The organism is Cryobacterium sp. TMT1-2-1, assembly GCF_004403955.1.
Taxonomy (GTDB): Bacteria; Actinomycetota; Actinomycetes; order Actinomycetales; family Microbacteriaceae; genus Cryobacterium; species Cryobacterium psychrotolerans.
This window is the reverse complement of record NZ_SOHC01000077.1, coordinates 17,709-33,079: the sequence shown is the minus strand read 5'-3', so window position 1 is coordinate 33,079 and position 15,371 is coordinate 17,709. Positions and strand designations below refer to the sequence as shown.

15 protein-coding genes and 1 tRNA gene are annotated in these 15,371 nt (G+C 66.1%); 6 read left to right on the top strand and 10 right to left on the bottom strand.

Annotated elements, in window-relative coordinates; translation table 11 throughout:
- Positions 1-118 precede the first annotated feature (118 nt).
- Complete coding sequence (locus E3T33_RS13860) at positions 119-598, top strand: MarR family transcriptional regulator (RefSeq protein ID WP_241982960.1); 480 nt, start codon at positions 119-121, stop codon at positions 596-598.
- 22 nt (positions 599-620) lie between these two features.
- On the opposite strand, the gene E3T33_RS13855 is transcribed toward E3T33_RS13860, so the two are convergent.
- A complete protein-coding gene (locus tag E3T33_RS13855) occupies positions 621-1,040 on the bottom strand; it encodes a DUF302 domain-containing protein (protein WP_134575552.1) in 420 nt (139 codons plus the stop codon).
- Positions 1,041-1,144: 104 nt separating this feature from the next.
- On the opposite strand from E3T33_RS13855, the gene E3T33_RS13850 reads away from it, so the two are divergent.
- Together E3T33_RS13850 and E3T33_RS13845 are read left to right on the top strand one after the other, a co-directional pair.
- Positions 1,145-1,336, top strand: a complete 192-nt coding sequence (locus E3T33_RS13850; RefSeq protein WP_092323305.1) for a DUF1918 domain-containing protein — start codon at positions 1,145-1,147, stop codon at positions 1,334-1,336.
- 193 nt (positions 1,337-1,529) lie between these two features.
- On the top strand, positions 1,530-2,675 hold the full coding sequence (locus tag E3T33_RS13845) for a GAF domain-containing protein (RefSeq protein ID WP_166784502.1): 1,146 nt from the start codon (positions 1,530-1,532) through the stop codon (positions 2,673-2,675).
- Positions 2,676-2,760: 85 nt separating this feature from the next.
- Here the strand turns inward: E3T33_RS13845 and E3T33_RS13840 are convergent.
- Positions 2,761-2,836 (bottom strand) — tRNA-Arg (locus E3T33_RS13840).
- A 177-nt stretch (positions 2,837-3,013) separates the two neighbouring features.
- Between E3T33_RS13840 and E3T33_RS13835 the strand changes: the two genes are divergently transcribed.
- Together E3T33_RS13835 and E3T33_RS13830 are read left to right on the top strand one after the other, a co-directional pair.
- On the top strand, positions 3,014-3,745 hold the full coding sequence (locus E3T33_RS13835; RefSeq protein ID WP_174843292.1) for an NAD(P)H-dependent oxidoreductase: 732 nt from the start codon (positions 3,014-3,016) through the stop codon (positions 3,743-3,745).
- 5 nt (positions 3,746-3,750) lie between these two features.
- Positions 3,751-5,310 carry a carboxylesterase/lipase family protein gene (locus E3T33_RS13830; protein ID WP_092323300.1) on the top strand — a complete coding sequence of 520 codons (1,560 nt, stop codon included), beginning with the start codon at positions 3,751-3,753 and terminating at the stop codon, positions 5,308-5,310.
- 14 nt (positions 5,311-5,324) lie between these two features.
- Here E3T33_RS13830 and E3T33_RS15345 read toward each other — a convergent pair whose 3' ends face one another.
- From E3T33_RS15345 to pxpA, 8 genes are all read right to left on the bottom strand, one after another.
- Positions 5,325-7,982 (bottom strand): hypothetical protein, encoded by a 2,658-nt coding sequence (locus E3T33_RS15345; RefSeq protein ID WP_092323299.1) that lies wholly within the window; start codon positions 7,980-7,982, stop codon positions 5,325-5,327.
- Between the two features lie 262 nt (positions 7,983-8,244).
- Positions 8,245-9,129, bottom strand: coding sequence for a CHAP domain-containing protein (locus E3T33_RS13820; protein ID WP_092323298.1), 885 nt, complete (start codon positions 9,127-9,129; stop codon positions 8,245-8,247).
- Positions 9,130-9,234: 105 nt separating this feature from the next.
- Positions 9,235-9,423: a tautomerase family protein gene (locus tag E3T33_RS13815; RefSeq protein WP_092323296.1), complete on the bottom strand. Its 189-nt coding sequence runs from the start codon at positions 9,421-9,423 to the stop codon at positions 9,235-9,237.
- A gap of 62 nt (positions 9,424-9,485) precedes the next feature.
- Positions 9,486-10,451 carry a biotin-dependent carboxyltransferase family protein gene (locus tag E3T33_RS13810; RefSeq protein WP_092323295.1) on the bottom strand — a complete coding sequence of 322 codons (966 nt, stop codon included), beginning with the start codon at positions 10,449-10,451 and terminating at the stop codon, positions 9,486-9,488.
- Entirely contained in the window at positions 10,441-11,334 is an 894-nt protein-coding gene (locus tag E3T33_RS13805) for a carboxyltransferase domain-containing protein (protein WP_092323293.1), read from the bottom strand. The genes E3T33_RS13810 and E3T33_RS13805 overlap by 11 nt, the downstream gene beginning before the upstream one ends.
- The gene (locus E3T33_RS13800; protein ID WP_092323292.1) at positions 11,331-12,686 is read right to left on the bottom strand and encodes an acetyl-CoA carboxylase biotin carboxylase subunit; all 1,356 of its coding nucleotides are present in this window, start codon (positions 12,684-12,686) and stop codon (positions 11,331-11,333) included. The genes E3T33_RS13805 and E3T33_RS13800 overlap by 4 nt, the downstream gene beginning before the upstream one ends.
- Positions 12,687-12,720: 34 nt before the next feature.
- Complete coding sequence (locus E3T33_RS13795; protein ID WP_092323290.1) at positions 12,721-12,957, bottom strand: acetyl-CoA carboxylase; 237 nt, start codon at positions 12,955-12,957, stop codon at positions 12,721-12,723.
- Positions 12,958-13,050: 93 nt separating this feature from the next.
- Positions 13,051-13,788 (bottom strand): 5-oxoprolinase subunit PxpA, encoded by a 738-nt coding sequence (gene pxpA / locus E3T33_RS13790; protein ID WP_092323289.1) that lies wholly within the window; start codon positions 13,786-13,788, stop codon positions 13,051-13,053.
- Between the two features lie 97 nt (positions 13,789-13,885).
- On the opposite strand from pxpA, the gene E3T33_RS13785 reads away from it, so the two are divergent.
- The gene (locus E3T33_RS13785) at positions 13,886-15,352 is read left to right on the top strand and encodes a PucR family transcriptional regulator ligand-binding domain-containing protein (RefSeq protein WP_092323287.1); all 1,467 of its coding nucleotides are present in this window, start codon (positions 13,886-13,888) and stop codon (positions 15,350-15,352) included.
- The last annotated feature ends 19 nt before the right edge of the window (positions 15,353-15,371 follow it).

Sequence of the window (15,371 nt, the reverse complement as noted above, 5' to 3'; positions counted from 1 at the left end):
CGAATGAGTAACGAGCGCCAGACATCGTCCCGATATTCTCCGAGGAGTTTTCGCGCACAGCCTGCGCTGAGATTCCCGGCTCAGTCCCTATCCTTAGAGGTCAGGGATGGGAGTCCGCGTGGCCGATCGAGCCGTGGCAGTCAGCGCATGGGAGGCGCTGTTCCGCGCCCAGGTGGCCATCATGCGGGGGCTTGCCGAGGACTTCCCGTCCCGGGAGATCTCCTTCAATGAGTACGACGTGCTGTTCACCCTCTCGAGGCGTCCCGACTGGCGCCTCCGCCTGCGTGACCTCAACAAGAACGTGCTCCTGACCCAGCCGAGCGTGAGCCGACTCGTTGACCGCCTCGTGTCCCGCGGCTACCTGCGCAAGCTGGGAGACCCGGATGACCGTCGGGGCGCGATCGTGGAGCTGACGACGGAGGGGTTCGCACTGTTCCGCCGGGTGGCCGCCCTGCACATGGCCTCAATCGCCCATCGCATCGGCGACGCGCTCAGCGAAGACGAGCTGACCCAACTCACCGACCTGTGCGATCGGCTGAGAACCGGGAGCCCCCAGGAACGCCTCTCTCTACCCGGCGACCCGCGGCCAGGGGAGTAGCCACGGCCCTCGTGAGGCGGGCCTATCGCACCTCGGCGGCTGCCAGGGATGCCAGCGCGGCGCGAAGCTTGCCGTCCACCTCGTCGGCAATCTCCTGCATGCCCGGGCGGCCGCTCAGCTGCACCATCGTGGCGGGGTCAATGGCCTGAACGATGGTTTCGGACGCGCCCCGACCGCGGCGCACGACCACGTTGCAGGGAAGCAGGACACCCATGTCGGGGTCCGCCGTGATGGCCCGGTGCGCGAGCGGGGGATTGCACGCACCGAGGATGAGGTAGTCGCCGACCGACTCCGCCGCCTCCGCTCCCAGCTTGGCGGTGAAGGTGGCCGTGACGTCGATCTCGGTCAGGATCCCGAAGCCCTGCGCGCCCAGGGCCTCCCGCACCATCCCCACCGTTTCGACGAAGGGACGGCTGAGTGCGATCGTGTTGGCGTAAGTCATCCCGCAAGAATACACCCGGCGGATGTCCTGGGAAGAGGTGACCAGAATGTGCCCTGTGCCGATCCGGCGTCCGGGCGTACCCTTACGCCCAGGAGGTGGGTGCGATGCACGCAGCACAAGGGGACCGGATCATCATCCGCGGTAAGAATGTGGAAACGCCGGATCGCCACGGCGAAATCATCGAGGTGCGCGGGGCGGAGGGGGCGCCCCCTTATCTCGTTCGCTTCAGCGAGGGGCACGAAAGCGTCGTCTTTCCCGGCTCGGACTTCCTGATCGAGCACAAAGACTCCGAATAGTTCGTCGCCAAGTAGAGTGAGCGCAGAGGCGCCCTCGCTGACGACGGTCTCACCGGCGACGCCTCGGTCGAACCGCCCGGTTCGCATGGCTCCAGGGGGTATCGTGCGGGGACTGGCGCGGTGGGTCTGCCTTCCGATCATGAAGACCTTCGTTGCCGCGCGATCACGGGCCTACCGTGATATTCCGCGGCCCATGGATGCGCCCCAGGCCCACTCCCCCGGCACCGACAGCGATCGGATCCTCATCTTCGGCAGCGGCCCGGCGCTCGGCTGGGGCGTGCTCAGCCACGACCTCGCCCTGCCCGGCGCCCTGGCCAGGGCGCTTTCGGCCCGTTCCGGGCGGGGCGTCGACGTCGACCTGGCAGCCAGCCCGGCAACATCCCTCGGAACTGCTCCCCGCGAGCTGACGGCCCTTCGGCTCTGTCGTTTCGACGCCATCGTCATCACGCTCGGCGCTCGGGACGCCCTCAACCTGACCTCGGTGCGGGTCTGGCGCCGCGAGTTGACGGCGTTGCTGCGCCTGCTGGAACAGGAGTCCTCCCGCACCACGCACATCTTCATGCTGGGCAACCAGCCCATCCGCTCCATCCCCGTTTTCGACTCCCTGCTCGGCTCGGTGGGCGCACGGCACGCCGCGGCACTGGACCGGGTGACAGCGGAGGTCTGCCAGACCCTCCCGCGGACGACGTTCATCGCCATGACGGCCGCGGCCCGAGGTGAGCCCGGCCGCTTCCGATCGGCCACGGATTATCGCAATTGGGCCGAGCTCCTGGCCGACTCGATGGCCGCGCCCCTCGACGCCGGGCACCTCGCCCCTGGCGATGCCTCCCCCGCCCCGGAAGCTGCGCCCCAGGACGTCCGTGGGCTCGAGGAGGCGCGCCAGCGCGCCGTTGACGGGCTGGGCATCCTGGACACGGATCCCGAAGAGCGCTTCACCCGAATCGTCGCACTGGCGCAGCGCTCGTTCGGCACTCGCTGGGCGGCGTTCACCGTGACCGACCATGACCGGCAGTGGGACAAGGCCAACGTCGGTACGCTTCCCCAGGAAATCCCCCGCAGTTGTTCCTTCTCGGATGTGACGATTCGAGACCCGGGGCCGCTGGTCGTGGCCGACGCCCGGACGGACCCGCTGTTCCGCGCCAATCCGCTTGTGATCGGGGAACCTTACATCCGCTTCTACGCCGGATTCCCGGTGGAATCGGCATCCGGTGAGCGGATCGGCGCGCTGTGCGTGTTCGATCCGATGCCTCGGCCGTCCGGCGAGATCGACCTGGTGCTGCTGCGTGAGCTGGCCCTCGCCGTGCAGGGCGAGCTGAGACGCGGGGCGCTGGTCGGCTGACGCTGTCGCGTTCGCGCCAGACGTGCCCGGGCAGGAAAAAAGCCCCACTCTCCAGCAGAAACACTGGCGGGAGGGGCTTTCCGCGTGGTGCGCCCGGAGGGATTCGAACCCCCAACCTTCTAATCCGTAGTCAGATGCTCTATCCGTTGAGCTACGGGCGCGTTGGCGTGTTTTCCAGCTGAAACGCTCGAAGACAACTTAGAAACTATAACAGGAAACGGGACCCTCCCACGTCCACCGGTGGCGGGCGCCGGGCCGGGCGACCGCTGGCGGCGTGCTTCCGAGGCGCTCCCGGACCCCTATCCGGCTCCAACGGCCGGTGCAAAACTGACGACATGATGGAGAAGCGCAACACCCAGGCATCCTTCGACTACACGGGGCTCCGCGCGCTCTTCATCAACTGCACACTCAAGAAGAGCCCGGAAATCAGCAACACGCAGGGTCTCATCGGCCTGAGTGCGAACCTGATGCGGGGGCAGGGCGTCTATGTCGAGACGATCCGCGCCATCGACCATGAGATCGCGACGGGCGTTCATCCCGACATGACCGAGCACGGCTGGGCGACGGATGCCTGGCCGGCGCTCTTCGACAAGGTGCTCACCTCCGACATCCTGGTGATCGGCGGCCCGATCTGGCTCGGCGACAACGGCTCGGTCACGAAGCGGATCATCGAGCGCCTCTATGCGATGTCAGGCGAGCTGAACGACGACGGGCAATACATCTACTACGGCAAGGTCGGCGGGGCCATCATCACCGGCAACGAGGACGGCGTCAAGCACTGCGCGGCAAACGTTCTCTACAGCCTGCAGCACATCGGCTACACGATCCCGCCGGCCGCGGATGTCGGCTGGATCGGCGAGATCGGCCCCGGCCCGAACTACCTCGACCCCGGTTCGGGCGGGCCGGACAACGACTTCACCAACCGCAACACGACCTTCATGACCTGGAACCTCATGCACCTCGCCGCGATCCTCAAGGCCAACGGCGGCGTCCCCGCCTACGGCAACCTGCCGCAGGACTGGGCCAGCGGTGAACGCTTCGGCTTCGAGCCGAACCCGGAGCATCGGTAACGGCCATGCTGGTCAGAGTCGATGCCCCGTCACCGCCCCGAAGCCGCCTCGACGTGCGGGTCAGCGGCGGGGTCGTGCGCGGGACACGCGCAGGCGGCGTACTCGCCTGGCGGGGAATCCCCTACGCCGCGCCGCCGGTAGGTGAACGGAGGTTTCGCGCGCCGCAGCCGGTCGTTCCGTGGCCCGGCATCCGCGACGCCTCCCGGTTCGGAAACGTCGCGCCGCAGGCCTACAAGGGCCAGTTCCGGGGCGCCTCGCCGAAGGTGCCGTCCGGGGAAGACTGCCTGACGATCAACGTGCTGACCGCCGCGGTGATCCCCCGGAAGCGTCTGGGCATGCCGGTGATGGTGTTCATCCATGGCGGCGGCTACACGGTGGGCTCCTCACAGGACTTCACCGGCCAGGGTGAGGGCTTCGTGCGGACCGGCAGGGTCGTCTACGGCAGCTTCAACTACCGGCTGGGCGCGCTCGGCTACCTCGACTTCACCCGCTACTCGACGCTGGAACGCCCGATCGAGAGCAGCCTCGGGCTGCGTGACCAGGTGGCCGCGCTCGAATGGGTGCGCGCCAACATCCGCGGCTTCGGCGGGGACCCGAACAACGTCACACTGATCGGCGAATCGGCCGGCGGGAACGCCGTGATCACCCTGATGACGACACCGGCCGCCCGCGGCCTGTTCGCCCGCGGCATCGCCCAGAGCGCGCCATCCAACGCCGCCTACTCACGCGAGGTCACCGCCGCATGGGCGGCGGAATTCGTCGAGGAGCTGCGTGCCCTGCACCCCGGGGACGATTCCCTGGCCTCGCCGGCTGACCTGCTCACCACGGCCGACGCGGTCGACCTCGTCCGGGCCGGCCTGGTGCTGCAGATGCGCACGCCGGTCACGACCCCCGGCACGTTCTGCATGGCCCCGGTGGTGGACGGCGACTTCCTGCCCGAACGGCCCCTCGACGCGTTCCGGCACGGCCGCGCGCACCGGGTGCCGCTGATCATCGGCACCAACGACCGGGAGGGCTCCGTGTTTCGGGGCCGGCTGGACATCCTGCCGAAGTCGCCGGGTCGCATCCAGGCGATCTTCGAGCAGGCGCCGGCGAGCTCCCACGACGCGATGAGGAACGCCTACCCGGGGCTCCCGTTGAAGCGACCCGCCTCCGATTTCGGTGGGGACTACGCATTCTGGTACCCGAGCATGCTGGTGGGCGAACACCATTCGCGGGTCGCACGCGTGCACGTGTACCGGTTCGACGTGGCACCCCGGCTCATGCGCGTGCTGGGGCTCGACGCCACGCACGGCATCGAGATGTTCGCCCTGTTCGACAGCCTCAACGGGCGGTACGTGCGCACCATGACCGCTCTCGGCGGCCTCGCGCCGTACACGAGCGCGGGCGAGCGGATGCGCCGCCACTGGCTGCAGTTCGCGTGCACCGGCCGGGTCAACGACGCGTGGCCCGCTTACTCCGAGATCGAACGGCTGACGTTGATCATCGACACGGTCGATCGCGTCGAATCAGACCCGCGCGGGGAACGCCGAGCCGGCTGGCGGGAGTTCATGCCCGAGATCTAGCCGGCGACGGTGGCTCAGTCACCGATGCGCGTCCACGCGCCGCAGTCCTCAGTTTGGAATCCGACGGCCCAGGAGTCAATGCGCACGATCTGCCGCTCGTAGAAGGAGAAGTCGTTCGCGATGATCGGGTCGAAGCCGCCCTCGAAGCCGGACAGGGTCTCCCAGTAGCAGCCGTCGCCCCCGGGAGCCGAGTAAAGTCCCGGCATGATCTGGCGCGCGACCGAGAACAGCCCCACACTCGGCACCGTGGTCCTGGGGGTAAAGGTCGCGTCCTTCAAACGAATCCAGGAGCCGCAGTCCGACGTGCTGAAGCCCGCATCACTCGCGGAAATCGTCACGATGCGCTGACCGGAGCCGTAGTCGTTCGTGATGATGCTGTCGAACAAGCCGTCGAAGCCGGAGAGGCGTTCCCAGTAGCAGCCGGCAGTGGCCGCACGGGTGACATACGTTCCCGCAGACAGGCCATAGCCCATGCGGTAGGTGCCGTCACTCGGAATTGCAGTGGAAATCACGATGGCTGCCGTCGCCGCTGACACCCTCGACTTCGATGTGTAGCCCAGCTTCGAACCGCGAACGACAACCGAAATCCGCTTGCCGACATCGGGGCCAGAGGGAACATACGTCGAGGCTGTTGCGCCCGAGATGACGATGCCGTTGCGCATCCACTGATAGGTGAGCACGACAGGAGACGGACTCCAGATCCCCGGGTTCGCCGTGAGCTTCCTGGCGGTTGCAGCCACGCCGGAGATGGTGGGAGTCGGGGCGGCCGTCAGCAGCTTCTCGACCTTCAACGCGGGGCTGGTCCGGGAGGCTGTGGTGTAGCCGGACTTGCTGCCCGAGACGGTGACCGTGATCAACCGGCCGGCGTCCGCCGTGACGAGCGTGTACGTGGACGCCGTCGCGCCGGAAATACTGGCGCCGTCGCGCTTCCACCGGTACGCAAGGGTCACCGTGGCCGGCGTCCAGGATCCGGGCTTGGCGGTCAGCGTCCTTCCAACGCGGCCGGTGCCCGAGATCGAGGGAACCGGAGTCGCGGTGAGCAGCTTCTCAATCGAGGCGGCGGCGCTGGTCCGTGAGACGGGGGTGTAGCCGCTCTTGGAGCCCGTCACAACGGCCGTGACCTGGGTTCCGGCATCCGCTGTGACCAGCTTGTAGGTGCTCGTTGTCGCCCCCGGGATCGCAACACCATTCCGCTTCCATTGGTAGGCAAGGGTCACGACCGTCGGAGTCCAGGACCCCGCGGTCGCGGTGAGCACCTGGCCGACCCGGCGGGTGCCGGAAACGGTCGGCGTCGGCGTAGCCGTGAGCGGCTTCTCGATCCGCAGCGCCGCGCTCGTCCGGCTAACGGAGGTGTAGCCGGATTTGCTGCCCGCCACGGTGACCGTGATCGATCGGCCGGCGTCCGCAGCGACGACCACGTAGGTCGATGCCGTGGCTCCTGTTATGCCGGCGCCGTCGCGCTTCCACCGGTACGCGAGGGTCACCGTGGCCGGCGTCCAGGATCCCGGGTTGGCGGTCAGCGTCCTTCCAACGCGGCCGGTGCCCGAGATCGAGGGAACCGGACTCGCCGTGAGCAGCTTCTCAATCGAGGCGGCGGCGCTGGTCCGCGAGACGGTGGTGTAGCCGCTCTTGTAGCCCGTCACAACGGCCGTGACCTGGGTTCCGGCATCGACTGTGACCAGCTTGTAGGTGCTCGTTGTCGCCCCCGGGATCGCAACACCATTCCGCTTCCATTGGTAGGCAAGGGTCACGACCGTCGGAGTCCACGACCCGGCGGTCGCGGTGAGCACCTGACCGACCCGGCGCGTGCCGGAAACCGTCGGCGTCGGCGAAGCGGTGAGTGTGCTTTCCATTGTCAACGCGGCACTCGTCCGGGCCATGCTGGTGTAGCCGAGCTTCGACCCCGTCACGGTGACGGTGATTGCTTTTCCGGCATCCGTGGCCAGAACCACGTAGGTCGATGCCGTGGCCCCTGGTATCGCGACCCCGGCGCTCTTCCACTGCGTGGCCAGTGCAATCGGCTCCGGCGCCCAGGACCCCGGGCTAACCGTCAGCGTCTGGCCACTTCGCGGGGTTCCCTTGATGATGGGCGACGGCGAAGCGGTCAGGGCGCAGGCCGGAGCAGTTCCCTGAGCGACCTGTTGGAGCATGCTGCCGGTGAAGGTCGTCGTCGCTCCCAGGTCGCCGAGGGGGACCGTGGCAAGCCAGTCCAGTCGGCCGGCACCCGCGCACGCCCAGGTCACAGCATTGCCGGCGACGGTTCCCACCGTTCCAGACGAGCTGGAGACATCAAGGACAATCGCCTCGCCGTGCGCGCCCGCCAGGACAGGAAGGTCAACAGCGAGGCCGGCGAGCGCATCCGCCAGCGGCACAACCTGATCGGTCAGGGTCACGTCAGTGAGGTGGCTCAGGCCGGCGAGGGCCGTCAGGTCGGTGATGGCGTTGCCGGCGACGTTCAGGGTCATCAGGTTCGTGGCGAACTGCAGCGGACCCAGGTCGGAGATGTCCGCGCCAGGGCAATCGAGCGCTGTGAGCAGGCCCAGGTCGCCCTGCGTGACGGCGGTTCCGGCGCCGATGCCAAGTTGGTTGGCGACGCAGGCCTCCAGCCCGACATCCCCGAAGGCGACGGGATCGGTCGAGGCGCCGACCTCGGCGTACGCGGCCGCAGGCACGGTGATGGATGCCGCAACGAGCGCTCCGGCAGCGAGAATGGCGGCAAAGCGCCGTCGAGCTGAACCCCGGGTGGCATGTGTCGAGCGTTCAGTAGACAGCATTGATTCCCCCAGGTTGTTCGGACATTCCAGAAGTCCGATTCGCTCATGGCTGCCGAAATCACGCGAGCACGGCCCCACTCCCGAGTCGGAGCCTAACAACGCCCGAGGGGCTGGAGCCAGCGTCGGAGTACCCCCAAAAAGCCCGGCAATCCCCGCGCGTCTAGCCGGCGACGGTGGGTTCGGCCGACAGGTAGCTGGCCTTCCAGGCCGTGAACGTGCCCGGGCTCAGGTAGGCGGCAACGCCGTGCTGCCCGGCCCACGCCGTCGCGAGGGCCGTGTCGCGGGTCTCGAGCCAGGCGGCGCGGCCGCGGCCGTCTCCCGCGAGCGCATAGATCGTGCCGATTGCGTCCTTCGTGGAGTAGAGAGATGACATGCCGTTGTTCCTTTGCGCGATGGGGGTTTGAATGGACTGACCGGGGGAACTGACCCCGGTCATCGAGTCGTAGCCGAGGTAGACCGGGTAGGCGAACCACTGGTTCCTGGGGCGATTGAGCGTGCGGTCCTTGTTCTGCACGGTGCCGTTGCCGTACGCACCGACCGGCAGAACGGTCGGGGTGGTATTGCCCTCGATCGTGCGGATGCGTCCCCCGCCGATGTCGGTGACCAGGCCGACGTGCTGCATGGTGCCGGTGCCGCTCCAGTCCATGAACATCAGGGCGCCCGGATTGGCGACCGTGCCCGTGCGCCCGAGGGCGGCATAGGCCTTGTAGAGCGCCGTGCAGCCGAGGGCCTGCGGCGCCCCGTTGGCCCGAAGAAACCAGTTGACGAATCGATCGCACCACCCCACGGCGGTGGAGCGGCTGGACCAGCCCTCCGTCGCCGGGCAGGCCAGGGACGCCTTGCCGGTCTGGAGCCGCGCCGTCGCGACCACCGTCGCGAGGGACTGCGTTGGGGCGACCGTGGGCCAGGTCGCCGCCCAGGCCGGGTCGCCGTCGAAGAGGTTCGAGGCGACGGCGCCGAACGCGGCCATCGACAGGCCGCCGGCGACGACGGATCGGCGGGACAGGCCGCCATGGACGGAGACCATGCTGTCGCGTTCGCTCATCGTGGCCCCCTTCGCCCTGACCACTATGCCAGCAGGCGCACGGCCCGCGCTCACCCCAAAAGGGGCCGCGACGCCGTCCGTAGCTCGCCGGTTTCCGATTGACAGCTAGAGCTTTCGCTCCCCACCGAACGACCAGTGACTTCGAGGCACGCCCTCGACTACTACCCAGGTGTTCTCTCGTGAGCTTTCGCCGCACACGGACACCACAGCTTCGGTCACCGCCGATGTCAGCCGGCCCGCAAACTCATCATCCGACAAGCGGTCTTCGAAGACCTTCACAGTCACGAACGGCATTGTCTATCTCCTTCAGCATTGGGGCAATTCAGGCTCATCGTGCAGAATCGGGGGCAGCCGACCTACGACCAGATCTTCGCGACCTGCGCAGCGTGTTCGTGCCGGGCCTCGAGCGCCTGATCCATCGTGACGGCCACGAAGCGCGTCTTTGTGCCCGGCGCACACCGCGCCACAAGGTCCATGTCGGTTGAAATCACGGTGGCGACCATCGCGTAGCCTCCGCCCGACACCGCGTCGCGGTGCAGGATGATCGGCTGGGTGCCGCCCGGAATCTGGATCGAACCCACGGCATACCCGGCATCCACAATGTTCGACGGGTCCTGGCCGGCGCCGAACGGCTGTTCGCGCTCCCGCCACTGGACACCCGGGCCGCTGTAGCGCAGACCCATCCGGTCGGCAACCGGGGTCAGTGTCCACTCGGCGTTCAAGAGGTTGTCGATCCCCTCCTGGGAGAGGTGGTGGTCATAGAGACCGAGCATGACGCGCACGCTCACATCGCGCGAGAAGACCGGCCGGTCTTCCTCTGCAATCGTTGCCAAAACGGGCAACCCATTGTCAATCGGCGCACCCACAGGCAGCACGTCATTGGCGGCGAGCGCCCTGCCCTCAAATCCGCCGATTGCCCCAATCGGGTAGGTGGAGCGCGACCCGAGTACCGATGGCACGTCTATGCCGCCGTGCACCGCAATGAAGTATTTCGTGCCGCCTTGAATCACGCCGAACCGCAGCTCGTCTCCTGCCGCGAGCGCCAGGCGTGCGTACTGGGGGGCAGGCATGCCGTTGATGAACACGTCGACGGGCGCGCCCGTGACGGCAACTATGGCATCCGTCGTCGTCACAACCCTGGGGCCGATGTAGGTGCACTCGAGCACGGCCTCTGCAGGGGTATTGCCAACAAGGCGGTTACCGAGAGAGGCGGAGTACTGATCCATGGCCCCGCCCTGGGGGATCCCGTAACGGTAATAGCCGATCCGGCCCTGGTCCTGCACTGTGGTGGAGAGGCCTGGCTCTCGAATTTCAAATGCCATTGAGCGCCTCCAGAAGCGTCGCCTTGTAGCCTTCGGGGTCAGCGAGTGCCGCTGCCAGATCAAACGAAACCGGCGCCTGCCGATAGGTGAATGTGCCCGCCTCGACCTCGGCTTGAATGCGCTTGTATTCGGCCTCGTCGACTGGCTTGAACTTGACGATGTCGCCGGGCTTGAAGAAGACCATGAAGTCCGCGAAGTCTGCCAGCTCCTGACCCGGGTCGAAGATGGGAGCGGCGGCAACACCGAACATCTGGTAGCCGCCCGCGCCGCGCACCGAGTAGATGCAGCTGAAGCATCCGCCGTGACCGATCGTCAGGGCGGGGGTATCGGTGCGGGGGCTGAGGTATTTTGGCACCTCGAGCTGGTGCTCGCGGTCGACGAGCTGATAGAGGAACGGCAGACCGGCCACGAAACCAACCATGGAAACGAGCCAGGGCGATTCGTGGTGCCGCTTGATGAATTCGGCGGCGTCGGCAAGATTGTTCACTTCGGCGGCATAGTCGAGGTCGTTGCCCTCGGGTCGCTGGTGGTAGCCGGCACGAAAGCGCGCACCGGTCTCGTTCGTGTACGGGTCGTTGTACCAAACGGGAATTTCAACGATGCGGGTTTCCAGCACTTGCCTGGTGGATGCACGCACCTCTGCCTCGAGGGAACGCGCCACCTGTTCGAGCTCGGCGGGTGGGAGCGTATCCGGGTTGAAGCGGATCAGGAGTGACGCATTTGCGGGGCAGATGTCGATGACCCCGTCCAGTGCCTTCGCTTCGAGTGCGTTCGCGATGCTGTTCGAGATGAAGTTGGCCTCGAGAGACATCCCTTCCGCGATTTCAATGAAGAGGAACTCGTCGCCGCCCCACGTGTAGCGCGCCTGGGATTGTTGCGTCATGCGGGTACTCCCAACAAGTCGGGTACGGATTCGATGTAAGCGGTGTGGTGGGTGACCTGACGGAAGTCGTCGAGTGCGACGAGCGTGCGCAACAGTCCTGCGGTGGTTTTGACACCCTCGATGCGCGCCTCGCCGAGAACGCGTTCGGCGCGCGAAATCGCCAGGTCGCGGGTGGGCGCCCACACGATGATTTTGCCCAGGAGCGAGTCGTAGAAGGGTGCCACGGCGTTGCCTGCGATGAAGCCGAAGTCGACTCGCACCCCTGGACCACCTGGCAGGTGGAGGGAGGAGATCACTCCCGGGCTGGGCATGAAGTTGTTGCTGGGGTCTTCGGCGTTGATTCGGAACTCCAGCGCGTGCCCGGTGAAGGCGACGTCCTCCTGCGAGTAACCGAGCTTCTCGCCGGAGGCGATGCGCAACTGTTCGCGCACGAGGTCGATGCCCGTGATCGCCTCGGTGATGGGGTGCTCGACCTGAAGCCGTGTGTTCATCTCAATGAACGCCACTTCCTCGGTCTCGGGATCGTAGAGGAACTCGACGGTCCCGGCGCCGACGTACGAGGCCTGACGCGCAAGGTCAACAGACGAGTCCCGCATCAGCTGACGCACATGGTCCGGCAGCCCGGGCGCCGGAGCCTCTTCGAGCACTTTCTGCTGGCGGCGCTGCATGGAGCAGTCGCGGTCGCCCAGGTGCACATAGTTTTCCCCGTCACCAAAAATCTGCACCTCAACGTGACGGGCTCTCGTGACAAAGAGTTCGAAATAGACGTCTGACGAGTTGAATGCGGCGAGCGCCTCCGCCTGCGCGATTCCGACCGTGGAAACGAGGTCGGCGGGGCTTGCGACCAGGCGGATCCCCCGGCCACCACCACCGGCGGACGCCTTCACGACCAGCGGGTACCCAATTCCGGCAGCGATGCTGACAATGTCGTCGCCGTCGCGGAGCGCCCCCTCCGTGCCGCGAAGCGTGGGAACGCCGGCGTCGATTGCGGCTTGACGGGCCCGGGACTTATCGCCCATGAGTTCGATGGATTCCGGTGACGGGCCGACCCAGGTGATTCCGGCTGCGATGACCTTGCGGGCGAATGCCGCATTCTCCGAGAGGAAGCCGTAGCCGGGATGCACCGCGTCGGCGCCACTCTCAATGGCGGCTTTGAGGACGGCGTCCTGGTTGAGATAGCTGAGGCTGGCGGGCGCCGGTCCAATGACGATAACTTCGTCGGCGAGTTCGGCGGCGTATGACGTCTTGTCGGCCTCGCTGACGACGGCGACGACGACGATGCCCATTTCATGGGCGGTGCGGATGATGCGGACCGCGATCTCGCCGCGGTTGGCTACGAGCAGTTTCTTCATGAAGTAATCCCGTGATTAGGGTGCATCGTTGGCACTAGTTGGTCACGGCGATGACGTCACCGGGGTTGACCATGCCGAAGTCTTCAATTTCAAACCTTGTGAGGACGCCGGCGGTCTCGGCGCGCACCTCGCTGAACTGCTTCATGATCTCGATGAGGCCAATGGTCTGGCCCGCCTCGACGGTGTCACCTTCGTTCACGTAGGGGTCTTTGCCGGGGCCGGGCTTGCGGTAGAAAATACCGGGCAGCGGGGAGATGATGTTCTCGCTCATGTGCTCTCTTTCATTGGGAGATCTTGGGTGGCACAGGCGCTGTCGGCGCTTCGCGTGCGGTGGGTCCAGGTGGGTCCAGGTGGGTTCAGGCAGTCAGTCGCGCAGCGCCGCGCGGACTGCCTCCGCGACCTCCGGCGAGTTGGGAGTGTCCGAGTGGACACAGACGCTGCCGAAGGGAATTTCGAGCAGCGTACCGTCGACCGCGGCAACCGTGCCGTTTTCGAGCACGCGACGCACACGTGCTGAGGCTGCTCCGGGGTCGGTGTGCTCGGGGCGGCGAAGGATGATGAGTCCACCCTCCGGGTTGTAGTCCAGGTCCACATACAGCTCGCCAACAAATTCGACGCCTTCACGCTCGGCCACGCGCTGGTGCGCGCTGCCGGCGATCCCGAACACGGGCACCCCGTAGGTTTTTGCAACGTTCACGGCGCCCTGCATGAGGGCTTCGTCACGGGCGAGCATGCCGTAGAGCGAGCCGTGGGGCTTGATGTGGTTGAGGGGCATGTCGTACTTGTCGAGAAACCCAGTGAGAGCGCCGACCTGGTAGCGGATGATGGACTCAACCTCTTCGGGGTTGAGCTTCATTTCGCGGCGGCCGAAGCCGACCAGGTCGGGCAAGCCAGGGTGTGCACCGACGCGAACGCCGTGCTTCCTGGCCAGGGCCACTGTGGCATCCATCGTGTCCGGATCACCGGAGTGGAATCCGCAGGCGACGTTGGCCACGTCGATTAACGCCATGAGGGCCTCGTCGTTGCCGAAGCTGTGGAGACCGAACGCTTCACCCATGTCGGAATTAATCAGAATTTCTGAACGTCGTTGTGCAGGAAGCATAAACTCACGCTACGCCCGCACCCCGAGTCGCTCCCAGTAGGCAATTGCCCTAAGCTTTGAGCTAAATTTGTGCAGGCTTACAAAAAATGAGGTTTTGATGCGCGTTGTTGACCTTCTCCTTGAGCCTTCCCTTCAACTCCGGCTCCAGACGCCATCAACGAAGGCTCGGCTTGAGTGCGAAGTGAGCGGCTGCTCACCTACCGAACTCATGGATCCAACCCCTTACCTCGATCCCGACTCGCTCCTGCTCACCAGCGGCATCGGAATGAACTTCAGCGAAGAACGAACCTGGGATGCCTTCGTCGAGCGCCTGGCCGACGTGCCCGTTTCGGCGATCGTTTTCGCGACGGGGATGGCCCACCGGGTGCTTCCGCCAGGGCTCGTCACCGCCTGCGCCACGTACGACGTGCCGCTGCTCGAAGTCCCCTCCGTCGTGCCGCCGCTCCAGGTGGACCGGCATGTCGAAAGTGTCATGCAGGCAGAACGCCTCGTTGTCGTGAACCGCGGCTGGACCCTCGCGGACGAGTGCGCGCGGCTCGCGAACAAGGGCGCCGAAGTCGTCACCCTGCTCGCCGCAGTCTTCGACACGGTTCAAACTCCGCTCGCGGTTTACGACGCCTACGGGACGGTGATCGCCCAGTACCCGGAGATCGTGTCCTGGGCACCCGGAATCAGCAAGAAGCCCAGGGCAGGAGTACTCAACATCCCCCTCCCCATGGGGCTCAACAACCCGTGCCACCTCGCCGTACGGCAACCCGATAATGACACCCCGCTGGCATCACTTCTCGGGCCGGTCGCGTCTATCATCGCGCTGCAGCTCAATCGCTCCGTCGTCGTCGATGCGAGCCGACATCAGGAAATCAAGCTCCTCGTGACCGTTTGCGAGGCCTGGGAAGAAGCGACCCACACCGACGTCACCAAAGCATTCAACACGCTCGGGCTCGACCGGCGCTCCGAGACCACCCTCCTCGTCGCCGACATGAGCGGCGAATTCGCGTCCACGTCATGGCAGCTCCGAGTCGCATTGCATGACACCTTCCACACGGTGCGCGTTACCGAGTTCGACGGCCGACTGGTCGCCTTTGCGCAGCTGCCGCGGGAAGACTTCGACACGGTCGCCCAGCGACTCCTTCGGATCCACGCAAGACAGCCGCTCGTACTTAAAGCACCCACCACAAGCCTCTTCGAGTTGCGGCTCTCGGTCGTTCACGCGCTCGACCTTGTGCGACACATCGAGCGGCCTCAGCTCGCGCCAGACCTCGGGCTGAGCGCCGTCGTCACCGCGACCGCGGGCCGTGGGGCGCGTGAAGCCGCGCACAGGTTCCTCGCCCCGCTGGTCGAACATGACAGCAAACGCTCAAGCCAACTCCTCGACACACTGAGCACGTATCTGCGCCATAACGCCCAACCGTCCCGAACGTGCGACGCGCTGTTCATCCACCGCAACACGCTCAATTACCGGCTTCGCCAGATCGAGAACCTGCTCCGAGTGCAGCTTGACACCGTCGACGGCCAGGCCACCAGCCTGTTTGCGTTGCGCCTCGCGGGCCTGGAGACGCACTAGTCAGGAACTCCGCCGACGC

Coding starts and splice junctions, on each gene's coding strand:
- E3T33_RS13855 (WP_134575552.1), bottom strand. CDS start 1,040: ATGACTTACGCCAACACGATCGCACTCAGCCGTCCCTTCGTCGAAACG.
- E3T33_RS13850 (WP_092323305.1), top strand. CDS start 1,145: ATGCACGCAGCACAAGGGGACCGGATCATCATCCGCGGTAAGAATGTG.
- E3T33_RS13845 (WP_166784502.1), top strand. CDS start 1,530: ATGGATGCGCCCCAGGCCCACTCCCCCGGCACCGACAGCGATCGGATC.
- E3T33_RS13835 (WP_174843292.1), top strand. CDS start 3,014: ATGGAGAAGCGCAACACCCAGGCATCCTTCGACTACACGGGGCTCCGC.
- E3T33_RS13830 (WP_092323300.1), top strand. CDS start 3,751: ATGCTGGTCAGAGTCGATGCCCCGTCACCGCCCCGAAGCCGCCTCGAC.
- E3T33_RS13820 (WP_092323298.1), bottom strand. CDS start 9,129: ATGAGCGAACGCGACAGCATGGTCTCCGTCCATGGCGGCCTGTCCCGC.
- E3T33_RS13815 (WP_092323296.1), bottom strand. CDS start 9,423: ATGCCGTTCGTGACTGTGAAGGTCTTCGAAGACCGCTTGTCGGATGAT.
- E3T33_RS13810 (WP_092323295.1), bottom strand. CDS start 10,451: ATGGCATTTGAAATTCGAGAGCCAGGCCTCTCCACCACAGTGCAGGAC.
- E3T33_RS13805 (WP_092323293.1), bottom strand. CDS start 11,334: ATGACGCAACAATCCCAGGCGCGCTACACGTGGGGCGGCGACGAGTTC.
- E3T33_RS13800 (WP_092323292.1), bottom strand. CDS start 12,686: ATGAAGAAACTGCTCGTAGCCAACCGCGGCGAGATCGCGGTCCGCATC.
- E3T33_RS13795 (WP_092323290.1), bottom strand. CDS start 12,957: ATGAGCGAGAACATCATCTCCCCGCTGCCCGGTATTTTCTACCGCAAG.
- pxpA (WP_092323289.1), bottom strand. CDS start 13,788: ATGCTTCCTGCACAACGACGTTCAGAAATTCTGATTAATTCCGACATG.
- E3T33_RS13785 (WP_092323287.1), top strand. CDS start 13,886: ATGCGCGTTGTTGACCTTCTCCTTGAGCCTTCCCTTCAACTCCGGCTC.